The 12,199-nt window shown below is 46.4% G+C and carries 16 protein-coding genes and 1 pseudogene; 15 read left to right on the plus strand and 2 right to left on the minus strand.

Translation table 11 applies throughout. The annotated features are described in order from the left end of the window. Positions 1–111: 111 nt before the first annotated feature. Complete coding sequence (locus RIB93_RS06905) at positions 112–297, minus strand: type II toxin-antitoxin system HicA family toxin (RefSeq protein WP_446371591.1); 186 nt, start codon at positions 295–297, stop codon at positions 112–114. Positions 298–479: 182 nt separating this feature from the next. On the opposite strand from RIB93_RS06905, the gene RIB93_RS06910 reads away from it, so the two are divergent. From RIB93_RS06910 to RIB93_RS06980, 15 genes and pseudogenes are all read left to right on the plus strand, one after another. Continuing rightward, complete coding sequence (locus tag RIB93_RS06910; protein WP_446371562.1) at positions 480–824, plus strand: hypothetical protein; 345 nt, start codon at positions 480–482, stop codon at positions 822–824. Continuing rightward, positions 821–1,249, plus strand: coding sequence for an HNH endonuclease (locus tag RIB93_RS06915; protein WP_006106499.1), 429 nt, complete (start codon positions 821–823; stop codon positions 1,247–1,249). Before RIB93_RS06910 ends, RIB93_RS06915 begins: the two co-directional genes overlap by 4 nt. Positions 1,250–1,372: 123 nt before the next feature. Then, complete coding sequence (locus RIB93_RS06920) at positions 1,373–1,993, plus strand: heme-binding protein (RefSeq protein ID WP_446371564.1); 621 nt, start codon at positions 1,373–1,375, stop codon at positions 1,991–1,993. Positions 1,994–2,205: 212 nt separating this feature from the next. After that, positions 2,206–2,499, plus strand: coding sequence for a type II toxin-antitoxin system RelE family toxin (locus tag RIB93_RS06925; RefSeq protein ID WP_446371566.1), 294 nt, complete (start codon positions 2,206–2,208; stop codon positions 2,497–2,499). Continuing rightward, positions 2,496–2,792: a hypothetical protein gene (locus RIB93_RS06930; protein WP_446371568.1), complete on the plus strand. Its 297-nt coding sequence runs from the start codon at positions 2,496–2,498 to the stop codon at positions 2,790–2,792. Before RIB93_RS06925 ends, RIB93_RS06930 begins: the two co-directional genes overlap by 4 nt. A 268-nt stretch (positions 2,793–3,060) precedes the next feature. Then, a pseudogene (locus RIB93_RS06935) lies at positions 3,061–3,279 on the plus strand (element excision factor XisI family protein); the annotation flags it as partial. A 20-nt stretch (positions 3,280–3,299) separates the two neighbouring features. Next, complete coding sequence (locus tag RIB93_RS06940; RefSeq protein WP_446371570.1) at positions 3,300–4,073, plus strand: class I SAM-dependent methyltransferase; 774 nt, start codon at positions 3,300–3,302, stop codon at positions 4,071–4,073. Between the two features lie 8 nt (positions 4,074–4,081). Continuing rightward, positions 4,082–4,324 carry a hypothetical protein gene (locus tag RIB93_RS06945; protein WP_446371572.1) on the plus strand — a complete coding sequence of 81 codons (243 nt, stop codon included), beginning with the start codon at positions 4,082–4,084 and terminating at the stop codon, positions 4,322–4,324. A gap of 910 nt (positions 4,325–5,234) precedes the next feature. Continuing rightward, complete coding sequence (locus tag RIB93_RS06950; RefSeq protein ID WP_446371574.1) at positions 5,235–5,834, plus strand: superoxide dismutase; 600 nt, start codon at positions 5,235–5,237, stop codon at positions 5,832–5,834. A gap of 119 nt (positions 5,835–5,953) precedes the next feature. Then, positions 5,954–6,163, plus strand: coding sequence for a hypothetical protein (locus RIB93_RS06955; protein ID WP_446371577.1), 210 nt, complete (start codon positions 5,954–5,956; stop codon positions 6,161–6,163). A 281-nt stretch (positions 6,164–6,444) separates the two neighbouring features. After that, the gene (locus tag RIB93_RS06960; RefSeq protein ID WP_446371579.1) at positions 6,445–7,308 is read left to right on the plus strand and encodes an Npun_R2479 family HD domain-containing metalloprotein; all 864 of its coding nucleotides are present in this window, start codon (positions 6,445–6,447) and stop codon (positions 7,306–7,308) included. A 212-nt stretch (positions 7,309–7,520) separates the two neighbouring features. Beyond that, positions 7,521–9,611 carry a toll/interleukin-1 receptor domain-containing protein gene (locus RIB93_RS06965; protein WP_446371581.1) on the plus strand — a complete coding sequence of 697 codons (2,091 nt, stop codon included), beginning with the start codon at positions 7,521–7,523 and terminating at the stop codon, positions 9,609–9,611. Positions 9,612–9,666: 55 nt separating this feature from the next. After that, on the plus strand, positions 9,667–10,065 hold the full coding sequence (locus tag RIB93_RS06970; RefSeq protein ID WP_446371583.1) for a CHASE2 domain-containing protein: 399 nt from the start codon (positions 9,667–9,669) through the stop codon (positions 10,063–10,065). Between the two features lie 30 nt (positions 10,066–10,095). After that, on the plus strand, positions 10,096–10,851 hold the full coding sequence (locus RIB93_RS06975; RefSeq protein ID WP_446371585.1) for a DUF928 domain-containing protein: 756 nt from the start codon (positions 10,096–10,098) through the stop codon (positions 10,849–10,851). A gap of 23 nt (positions 10,852–10,874) precedes the next feature. Then, positions 10,875–11,462, plus strand: coding sequence for a Uma2 family endonuclease (locus RIB93_RS06980; RefSeq protein WP_446371587.1), 588 nt, complete (start codon positions 10,875–10,877; stop codon positions 11,460–11,462). Between the two features lie 3 nt (positions 11,463–11,465). Here RIB93_RS06980 and RIB93_RS06985 read toward each other — a convergent pair whose 3' ends face one another. Next, on the minus strand, positions 11,466–12,035 hold the full coding sequence (locus tag RIB93_RS06985; RefSeq protein ID WP_446371589.1) for a CHAT domain-containing protein: 570 nt from the start codon (positions 12,033–12,035) through the stop codon (positions 11,466–11,468). Between the last annotated feature and the right edge of the window lie 164 nt (positions 12,036–12,199).

Here is a 12,199-nt window from a genome sequence, read left to right on the forward strand (position 1 = left end):
TGATAGTAGCCATTGATTCGACCTCTCAATGTTCGTCTTATTTTATATCACCTCAGTCAACTCTCTCCGGATAGAACCTTACCAATAAATGGGCAACAATGGGTAGATGTGTCAAGGGTTTTGGTTACAGTTACTCACCCCTTTAACTTTCTGTCCGCCTTTTTTGGGTACAGTAATTTTTCTACCTTGTGAATCTCGAAAACTATGGTGGCTACCCTTCGACCTTTTCTCTTCAAAGCCGAAAGCTTCCAGAAGGTAGCGCACGTCCTCAAACCGCACTTCTGGCGGTTTATTCAGGAATTACTCTACTAATTTCTCTAATTTGCCCATCCAGCAATAGTATCACAGGTAGTATCATAGCAAGCATCTAAACGCGCTGTTCTGCTCGAAGTCCACTCTTTCACAGCCGCAGCAGTAGGGGATTGCGATCGCCAAACTCCCATAAGCTACGATGAATCCAAAGACCTTACACAAAAAACATGTCTGAGCAAGTGCGCTATGTTACCAATGAACAGGGGGAGCGAGTTGGTGTCTTATTAGATTTGGAAGCCTATAATCGACTGGCGAACCCACTAGCTGTGGATGAGGAATGTTTAATCGGCTTGAGCCTAGATGAACTACAAGCTTTAGCCGATAGTAGGCTAGCTCCCGCTGCACAACATCAATTGGACGATTTGCTAGTTCGGAATACAGAATCCCAACTCTCTGCTGACGAAATTGCCAATCTAGACCATCTGCTCGCACAAGTCGATCAACTGACAATCCTCAAAACCCGCGCCAGGTATACCCTGCACCGCCTAGAAACCTTGGCGACAGTGGCGTGAGCGCATATATTCCTGTTGAGTTACAGCGACAAGTTCGCACCCATTTTAGACATTGCTGTGCCTATTGCCGCACGGCTGAAGCACTGACGGTTGTAATTTTTGAATTTGAACACATTATCCCTCGCTCAGTTGGTGGAGATACAATTTTTGAGAATCTGTGCCTTTCTTGTCCTACCTGTAATCGCTACAAAGCCACTCTTCAAACCGGATTAGACCCCACTACCCAGCAGACGGTTCCTCTGTTTCATCCCCATCGCCAAGTGTGGGAGAAGCATTTTACCTGGAGTAAGGATGCGACAGAGTTAATCGGGTTGACACCTGTTGGTCGAGCAACGATCACTACCCTCAAGATGAATCGTCCCCAGTTGATTCGCGTGCGTCGGATGTGGGTCAAGCTAGGGGAACATCCACCAAAATTTGAGTGAGCTTCGAGTCAGTCTTGCTTGGAGAGGGGATTGCGATCGCGCGATCGCACTTTGCCAGGAAGATATATCTGCTCCCCTGAAGAACTGCCTAATCTAGAATAGAAAGAGTTTCTGAGGTTCTGTGTGAAGCTAAAGCACTTATTGTTACCCCTAGGAATCCTAGCCGTCGTTGCGATCGCCTTCTTTGCCTACGATGCGGCTACGGCTCCCTTGCCAGAAGGATTTCCGCCGCCAACACCAGATGGAAAAATTGAGGTCAAACACTATCCAGCCTACCGCTCTGCCACAGTTCGCTATTCAGGAGAACTCTCAATGGCAGCCAATAGAGCCTTTGACCCTCTCTATCGCCATATCAGTTCTAACAATATCTCGATGACGGCTCCAGTAGAAACCCGTTATCCAGTTAGCACCCTGGAAGCCAATCAAATGGGTACACCTTATGAACAAGGGGAAGCGCTGGTTTCATTCCTCTACCGCAGCACGGATATCTATCCTGACGAAATTAGCCAAAACATTCAAGTCGAAGATATACAACCCATGACAGTTGTCAGTCTTGGGTTAAAAGGGAGTTACGATTACTCTAGCTATCAAAAAAATATCCAACGGTTACGAGAGTGGTTAGCACAGCATCCAGAATGGACTGTCGTTGGCGCACCTCGCCGCTTCTTCTACGATGCTCCTTATGTTCCTGAACCCGCCAAGCGCAGTGAAATCCAAATTCCGATTCACCGGGTAGAAGGTTGATGAAGGGGTTGGTGTTAAGCGCGATCGCATTTCATCGTGTACTGTTCGCCAAAGATTCATCAAGTCAGATAAACGCTGTCCTTACCTGAGAACCTCTTGTTCACCAACTATAGTTGGTTATACTTTACATAAGCGATCGCTCTGGGTTTCCTGGTTGTAAATATGAATGGTAGCATGAACATTTACTTGGAACACTTTACCCTATAGCCATCGTGTTTGAGATTGAGTTAACAGACCAAGCTATTGAGGATTTGCAGTGGTTTAAGAAACACCAACAGAATGTAATTATTGATGGCATTGAGACAAACCTTGGTTATGAGCCAGCTACCGAGACGCGCAACCGGAAGCGCCTGCGTCCAAACGATACAGCGGAATGGGAATTGAGGCTGGGTGTGTACCGCGTTCTGTATAACGTTGAGGAAAAAGTTAGAATCGTCAGTATCGAGCGCATAGCTGCCAAGCAGAGGAACAAGTATATATTTCAAGGAGAGGAGGGAGAACTATGATGCACTGGGATTATCGGGTGTTCTTTGAGGATGATGGCTACACAATCCGCACTGTGTATTATGATGATCGCGGCGCGATTGCTGCCTGTTCAGAAAAGCCGATTGAGCCTTTCGGAGAGTCACTAGAAGACCTTCAAGATGAATTAAATCTTCTACAGGCGGCTTTAAAAAAGAAAGTTATTTCGGCTTCTGATATGCCAGATCAAAGCCTTCGTCCGAAGGTAAAGAGAGGAAAATCATTAAAGGCAGTGCGTGAGCAATTTGGCTTACAGGCAGAAGTAGCTCAGGAGTGATAGGTTAGAAAATGAACGTTATAGGGCGACTTTTTATTTTCTCTTAGTCTTGCATTGCAAAAAACAATGTACGGTCGGGCAGACCGAAACATAGAGAGTAATCTCTAAACGCTTAGGGAGCAGGTTCCCTCTGGAGTTATCTAAATTAGGCTCAATGCTTGGTATAATTCTACGGGTGTTTGGTTTAAATATTGCCGCTTTTGATAGATAATTGTAAGGTGTGTCACGGAACTAAGAATCTCCGCACTTATAGGGCGGAGAGTGTCAAGACACGCAAAATCGCTATGCATTGATGCAGGTAGGTTGGGATAGAGGACGACGGGTGAGGGGAAATTTGATTTATGTGACGTTGAGTGAAGGCAAGGTTTGGGTGGAATATGACGGGATGAAACGGGGAATCAGCCAAGACTTAATTGCCGCAGGTATTCCTCCAGAGCGAATTGTTCTAGCATTTCTTCCGGAAGGGCAAGCTGCTGCAACGGCTTGAATTTAAACAAGGAAAACATCATGAACGAGGAAAAAAAATCGATTCACGACTTTGATTTTAAATTAATCTGCGAATATTTTTCAAGCCTAGAACGACAAGGACCTGGGAGTCCCGAAGTAACGATTAAAGCTTTGAGCTTTATTGATAATCTGACGAATGAATCACAAATTGCTGATATTGGTTGTGGCACCGGTAGTCAGACAATGGCAATGGCTAGTTGTACGTCAGGGTATATTACAGGAATCGACTTATTTCCCGGCTTTATAGATCTATTCAATCTTAACGTACATAAACTGAATCTTCAGGATAGAGTCAAGGGTATTGTTGGTTCAATGGAGAATCTTCCTTTTCAGAATGAAGAATTAGACTTAATCTGGTCAGAAGGAGCAATCTACAATATCGGGTTTGAACGAGGCATAAACGAATGGCATAAGTTTTTGAAGACAGGAGGCTTTATTGGCGTTTCAGAGGCATCGTGGTTTACCGAAGAGCGACCTGATGAAATCGACGCATTTTGGAACGATGCTTATCCGGAAATAGATACTATTTCAAACAAGGTGGCACAAATGCAAAAAGCCGGATATATTCCAATTGCCACTTTTGTCCTGCCCGAAAGCTGTTGGACTGACAATTTTTATACGCCGCAAGTTTCTGCACAGAAAAACTTCTTGAAAAAATATGCAGGCAATAAAACAGCCGAAGAGTTCATAGAAAACGAAATACATGAAGCTGAATTATATTACAAATACAAAGAATTTTACGGCTATGCTTTCTATATCGGCAAAAAGATTTAAAGTGAACGGTGGAGTCGTCATCAGTCCTTTTTATTCAAATCAAGCCAACGCGATCGCACGTTGGTGAACCACACAGATTAACACACAGAGGACAACACAAAGCGCGATCGCATCCCATTGATCAGGATGACAATATCACAAATCCCGTAGGGGCGCAAGGCTTGCGCCCCAAGGCTTGCGCCCCCAGTAAACCACCGGAAAAGTTGGTGTTCTGCGGCGCAGTGGTGTTCTTGGAGACGTTAATTAACTAAAAAATATGCGCCTAACGCACCCTACGACTACTCAGCCTAATGCCCCCTCCGGCTACGAGAGAGCGATCGCGTCGAGCCAGATTCGCCACGGGTGGATACTACCGAATCAACCATAGACTTAAAGCGATGGCTACCCATCACAAAAACAATCCTATTGTGAATGGTTATCACAACAGCCGTGAATTCCTTGATATAGTAATACTTAACCAAAGAAAGACATCTAAAGTCTCGGTTCGTTTTAACGTAGTCGCGAAAGTCCTGACCCTCAACGTTAGTAGGGTGAGGATGGACAGCGGACTCTCCGGAGGTACGGAGTCAATCAATAGATTTATTGACTGGCAATCTATCTATCCAGTCTTCAATAAGCTGAGTGATAGTTTTTTCTTTTTCTTGGGCATAACCTTTGAGTTTTTTCATTCGTTTTTCAGATAACCTTACATGGAGGTTTTGGGTTTTCATTATGTGTTGACAACTGCAACACGAATATACTATCATATATTTGGTTGCTAACCACGGGCGTATGGACTATCAGACAGGCTAACTTCAAAGTAGAAGTAAGATACTGGTCGCTCCAAACATCGCCGCTCTGGAAGGAACATGACCGCTGGTTCCCTTCGACTACGCTCAGGGGTAAAAGATAAGCCAAGTTGTGTTGCACAGAAAAAAATAACTGTCTGCGGAAGGCGGACGGCTGCCTGTGGACGCGGAGTAAGACCATCACCAGATTGAGTTCTGGACTTTCTGTTCTTAGGAATTAGAAAGTACCCAACGTGGCATCGGCGGATGAAACGGGAAATCCTAAAGACGAATAAGACCGTCCTTGTTTAGCTAAGTTAGAAGCCCTAACTTCAGCGAAGCAAGTTAGGGTACTTCACGCTAGAACACAGTATTTGAGAGGATAGAACACAATATGGCCTACGCACTTCCTGATTTACCTTATGCTTACAACGCACTGGAGCCTTACATCTCAGCTAAAACACTAGAGTTTCATCACGACAAGCACCACGCGAAGTACGTCACTAAATTCAACGACATGTCGCAAGCCGCTGGTATGGCTGACAAGTCCATCGAGGAAGTCATTAAGGCTAGCTACAATGATTCGTCCAAGTCAGGGCTTTTCAATAATGCCGCCCAAGCTTGGAATCACACCTTCTTCTGGAACTCGATGAAGTCGGGTGGTGGCGGTGCGCCCAGTGGTGCAGTCGCTGACAAAATCAAGTCTGATTTAGGCGGCTACGATAAGTTCAAGGAAGAATTCAAGAATGCGGCTACAAGCCAATTTGGTAGTGGCTGGGCGTGGCTAGTCGTCGATAATGGCACGCTCAAAGTAGTTAACACCGCCAATGCTGTCAACCCCATTGCTTTAGGGATGACACCGTTGTTAACCTGTGATGTGTGGGAACACGCCTACTATCTGGATTATCAAAACAAGCGTCCTGATTTTGTGGAAGCGTTTCTCAACAATCTGATTAACTGGGACTTTGTGAATCAGCAAATGGCTGCCGCTTGAAGGTAATCCAGTGAAGATGTCACGTCAGTAACAGTGACTAGCCCCGCCTGATCTGGATATCAGACGGGGCTTTTGGCAGTTTGGGTTCTTGATGTGCGATCGCGCCTATACAGAATAAAATGAACAGTAAAGACTTAGCCAAATACATTGAAGCGACAGACGGCATTGCCAAGCCTTGGCTGTTAGTGCAATTGCGTTTACAGAAACTCCAAGAGCGTAAAGCAACCATGACACCAGATGCCTATACTCGTGAGCTAGCTGAGATTCATCAGGATCTGATGAATCTGGGTGAGTGGTGGCATGGTATTGAAGCAGAGGTGTTTGGCTAATTGCAATCAGGTGATCCGCCTCACACGGATTGCCTCAAAGTATCACGTTGAGCGAAAAAACGTCATCACAACCTTTTTCGCTATTTTTATTACATTAGAAGTATCGAGTTTGAGAATTTTTCGCTATATCTGCCCTAGGCGTGAAAATCACCGCTTTTGAGCCAAGACGGATTAATGGCAAAGGAAAGGATTACTCAACTCTCAGAGAGATTTATCATTATAGTCAACTACTAACTCATAAACTTCGATTGTCCTAATGAATCCCCTTGAGGTAACCCTGTATGTTTGACACAACCCAAATACTGATCGACAACTTTGTGTATCGGATTCGCGAAGGCTACAGCCGAACTTACGGTGGCTGGAAGTCTGACTACGGTGACATTATCGGCTGGGCGGGCGGTATGGCATTAGAAAATATTGCCAATAGTGACGCTCTCTACCACAATGTTGAACACACCATTTTAGTCACCTTAGTCGGACAGGAAATTCTGCGCGGTAAACATATCCGTGAAGGAGGTATTTCCTGTGAAGACTGGATGCATGCGATTATCTCCTTACTCTGCCATGATATTGGTTACGTTAAAGGCGTCTGCCGACAAGACCGCTTAAGTGAAAACCGCTATGCCACAGGCGTAGATGGGGACAAGGTGAGTTTACCACCAGGGGCGACAGATGCCAGCCTCACCCCCTATCACGTTGATCGCGGTAAGCTGTTTATTGAAGAACGGTTTGGTGGCAATTTACTGATTGACGCCGAAGAAATTAAGCGGAATATTGAACTCACTCGTTTTCCGGTGCCAACTGATCAAGACCACCTAGACACAAGCAACTGTCCGGGTTTGGTGAGATCTGCCGATTTAATTGGTCAACTCAGTGATCCGCGCTACTTGAAAAAGATTAGTGCTTTGTACTATGAGTTTGAAGAAACGGGTGTGAATAAAGCCTTAGGCTATAGTCATCCAGGAGACTTGCGCCAGAACTATTCCAAGTTTTACTGGAGTGGGGTGTATCCCTACATTAAGGACTCATTGCGCTACTTAGAGTTGACGCTAGAAGGGAAACAAATTGTGGCGAACCTTTATGCGAATGTGTTTGTGGTTGAACACGAACACCCATCCCTCCATGCAACCATTAGCGTCGCTTAAAAGACGGTAAGGGCACGACATGTCGTGCCCCTACAAATGGTTCAACGGGAAAGCCTGGGTAAGTCTTGATATCCGAGTGTCTCCGTTACATAAAACCAACGATAGGGTTTCAGGTTTTAACAGCAAGCCCTAATTCGCGATCGCTGTTCAAGTCGCATTCAAGTCCTTTTGTTATAGTTGTGGATATTATAAATAAATCTATCTCAAGTTAGATGTATGAACAGCGTCCTGGCTTCCACAACGGATTTATCTCCTATGGACGAGCCGATAGTAAAGCCTTTGCCCTTAAGCTCTACAAGCACCTGACTGAGTATGGCTTAAAAATTTGGTTTGACTTTGAAAATATTCCTCTGGGCGTAGATTTTCAAAACCAAATTGATGATGGGATTGAAAAGGCGGATAACTTCCTGTTCATCATTGCACCCCATTCCATCAACTCCCCCTACTGCCGTAAAGAAATCGAACTGGCAATCAAGTACCACAAGCGGATTATTCCGTTGCTGCATGTCGAACAGATTAGTCGTGATACCTGGCAACAACGGAATCCCCAAGGAACAGATGCTGACTGGGATGCTTACCAAGCAAAGGGACTGCATTCGAGCTTTCCCAATATGCATCCGACAATTTGCAAAATTAATTGGGTGTATTTTCGTGAGGGAATTGACGACTTTGATCAGGCGCTCTCCGGACTATTAGAACTGTTTGCACGGCACAAGGATTACGTACATCAGCACACGTACTTCTTGGATAAGGCACTAACTTGGGAACGACAACACAAACTGTCGCAATACTTACTCATTGGCGAGGAACGACAGCAAGCGGAAGCATGGCTTAAGGTGCGCTTTAAAGACGAGCAGCCCCCATGCACTCCAACTGATTTACACTGTGAGTTTATCAGCGAAAGTATCAAAAATGCCTATAACCTGATGACTCGGGTGTTCCTCTCCTATGCCTACGAAAATGAGGCAGTGATGCGGCAGATTCGCACCAGTCTGTGGCGTGCAGGATTTACGGTTTGGACGAATACCGCTGATATTCAAACAGGAGAAACCTTTGAGGCAGCGATTAAGCAGGGTGTAGCCCAAGCGGATAACTTAGTCTATTTGCTCTCGCTTGACTCCTTGAACTCCACTTACTGTCAGCAAGAATTGAACTATGCTTTAGCCCTAAATAAACGGATTATCCCTGTGCTGGTGAGTCCTGTTGAGCCGGAGCAAATCCCGCCAGAATTGCGCTCGTTACATTATATTGATCTGACTGATAATCTTCTTTCAGAAGATTATCGTCTTGATGAAAGCCAACTGATCAAAATACTGGATCAGGAGGCAGTTTACTACTACGAGCATAAGATTTTCTTGGCTAAGGCGCTCAAGTGGCAGCAGCAGAACCGAAACTCCAGTATTTTGCTGCGGGATTATAATCTGCGTCATGCTAAAGCTTGGTTGCAAGTAGCGAAAAAGAGGACTCAACATCAACCAACAGCTTGGCACGAAGAATTTATCACTGAAAGTCTGCGACAGCCACCCGAATTGTCCCATGATGTGTTTATTTCCTATTCTGATGCTGACTCAGACTTCGTTCGTAAGCTCAATGATGCGTTGCAGATGCAGGGTAAAACGACGTGGTTTGACCAGGAAAGCATTTCTACCCAAGCGGACTTGCCCCAGGATAGAGCTTCAGGAAGTGACAGCATTGCCTTGCAGCTAGTCATTGATCAGGGTATTGAACGGGTTAAGGGTATTGAACGAGCTAATACAATTGTCGCGGTGATTTCTCTTCCTTTTGTTAACGATGCTGATGTGGCTAAGGAGTTAGCTTATGCCCAGACGCTGAATAAACGAACGGTTGCCATCTTGCATCAAGAAACAGCCACAGCCGAACTTCCCTTGGCTTTAGAGAACGCCCACTGGATTGATTTCCGTAGACACGGCGGTGAATTTCTACCCAATTTTGGCGAATTAATCCGGACGCTAGATAGTGATCCGGACTATACACGCACTCACACTCGGTTGCTGGTGAAGGCGATGGAGTGGGCACAAAAGGGGCGGGATGATAGCTTTTTACTGCGGGGAAAAGATTTAGTCGCCTCTGAGCAATGGTTGCAGGAATCAGCCGACAAGCAACCGAAGCCCACGGCGCTGCAACTCGATTACCTGAAAGCTAGCCGAGAACTGCCTTGTCGCAAAATTAAGCGGCGTTCGGTGGTGTTGATGAGTGCCGTCGTTTCAGTGCTGGTGGTTGTGGCTCGATTTTTAGGGGGGATGGAGTCGGCTGAACTGAGAGTCTATGATCAGTTAGGTTAGCCTAGAGGATGTTCTCAATGGCAAGGTATCTGCCGCAGATATTCAAGACCGGATTGTGATTATTGGTTACACGGATCTGGCAGATAAAAGCGCTGACCTTTGGAATACTCCCTACGGTAATATGCCGGGAGTGATGGTGCAAGCTCAGATGGCAAGCCAAATTATCAGTGCGGTATTAGATGAGCGTCCCTTAATTTGGTGGTTACCGCTTTGGGGCGAAACCTTGTGGATTTTTGGTTGGTCTACGATTGGGGGTTTGGTTATCTGGTTCTGTTCTCGCTCGTTGACGCGAGGGGCTGCTGGTGCTGTCGGTACAGTGGTCAGTTTGTATGGTGTATGCTACCTCATCCTCGTCAGTCAGAGTGGTTGGGTCCCCTTAGTGCCTCCAGCGATCGCCATCGTGGTGACTGGAGGCGGTGTGGGTTATCTGACCTATCGACGGCGACAAGCTTAGACATCAATGTAGAGTTAGGAGTTAATGGAGATGAACTGGTTATCACGCGATCGCAAACCTGTCCTGATTTTGATCCTCAGTACGGTGCTTTCCCTGTCGGTGCTACCCTTCGACAGTCCCCCAGCCCAGGCGCAGTCGGTGGGAGAGCGGATTGTGAATTTGTTTCGCCGGGAGCGCAAACAAGGGCGGGCTTCGGGGCGATCGCGGGGTACAGCGATTCGGGATGAATTCTGTTTCTCTGTGACTAGCCAGCCGCTAACGGCTCTAGTTTCGGCGGACAATCTGGAGACGACGGTTGCTGAGTATCCGACGTTTTGGTTTTACTTGCCTTGGGGACGTTCGGAGACGGTAACTCAAGCTAGATTTGTGCTATTTGATCAAAATCAACGCCCTGTCCTCGACCAAAAGATGGCGTTACCGGATGCGCCGGGGATTGTTAGCGTGAAATTGCCGGAGACTAAACCGCCTTTAGAAGTGGGCAAACGCTACAAGTGGTATTTCCAAGTCCTGTGCGATGAGCAGGAACGCTCACGAAACCCATGGGTTAGTGGTTGGGTGAAACGGGAAGAGGCGAGTTCTGAGTTGGTTCGGCAGTTAGAAACTTTAGCTGAATCTGAGCAATATCGGGCGTATTTAGAGCATGGTATTTCTCAGGACGCGCTGACGCAGCTAGCTTGGCATCGCTCTGTCCATGCAGAGCCTTGGATGAGTTTGTTGGACTATTTTGAGCTAGAAGGCGTTGCTGATGCGGCTGTTACTCAACTTAATCCTTCTATATTAGATTAGAACTATACTAGCCCAACCCAGTCATGACTCAGACTCCTGTCAAAAACCTAACCTTTGAAGATTATGTCACCTACGATGATGGCACAGATAACATCTATGAATTGGTGGATGGAAAGCTAGTCATGGTTCCACTACCAACTGCCGATCATGGGGATACGATTGATTTACTCCTGGATGTCTTCAGAGAACAAATCCGTCGCTATCGTCAACCCTGGAAAGCCAAGGACAAAGCTGGGGTGTACACGGGAAAACACCCGGTTACCGGAAAAAATCGTTCACGCACCCCAGATGTCTGTGTCATGACAGCAGCGCAGTGGGCTGAACTGAAAGCAGATAAGCGATCGGCGGCTGTGTTGAAAACGCCACCCCTTTTAGTGGTTGAAGTCGTTAGTCCGGGATCTAAAAAAATCGATTATGAACAGAAATTGGCGGAGTACAAGGCGATAAAAATCCCCGAATATTGGATTGTAGACTTACGCAAATCTCAGGTTTGTGTGCTGTTATTGACAGATACAGGATATGAAACAACCGTCTTTACAGGAAATCAGCGGATTATCTCTCCGAGATTTCTCGAACTAGCAGTAACAGCTTCTCAGCTATTGTCAGCTTGAGGCTCAAAACCAACTTCCGACTAAGACATAGGCAGCCCAGAAGAGGGGCGCTTGGTAGTTGGCATCTTGTAACATCGCCTGCTGTGCTCGTCGTAGGGCTTCGGCGCGAGACACTCCCGGTTGTCCTAAGTGTTGGTAGAAGGCTTCGGTGAAGGTAACACTGGAGAGATCATCCAAACTCCATAAAGACGCGATCGCACTCTGTGTTCCTGCCTGAATCGCGGCTCCGGCAATTCCGAGTACGGCTCGATTGCTGCCTGTGGCGGTGCGGCAGGCACTGAGTAGCAGGAGTTCAATGCCTTGGGTTGTGGTGGACTGCTGGCGGCGAAATAGTTGGCTAAATTGGTCTAAGGGGATCTTCCCGTCAGCGGCGAGAATAAAGGTGTCTTCTGGTTTATCGCCAAATTGACCGTGAGTGGCTAGGTGTACGATGTCGAAAGTCGAGCGTTCTAGGCGTTGTTCTAATGCGGTTTTGGTGAAATCTTGGTCGCGGATGAAAGCAACAGGAACGCCTGCGGCTTTGATTTTGTCTAACTCGGGATTGGCATTGACTAACGTGGCGAAGTTACCCACCTGTGGCGGGTGGAGACGTTAGAACTGAAGTTCCCCCCATCCCGATTGGTGATAGAAGTCGAAAGCCCGACTATGTAAGCGTTTGAGCCAATTACTCCTCTCAATTCGTACCCATGTATATTTAAGATTTTCTTAATACTCTTGGGGAAAAATCTGTGAGACAA

The sequence above is a fragment of the Coleofasciculus sp. D1-CHI-01 genome, from assembly GCF_040218875.1.
In the GTDB taxonomy this organism is placed as follows: Bacteria; Cyanobacteriota; Cyanobacteriia; order Cyanobacteriales; family Coleofasciculaceae; genus Coleofasciculus.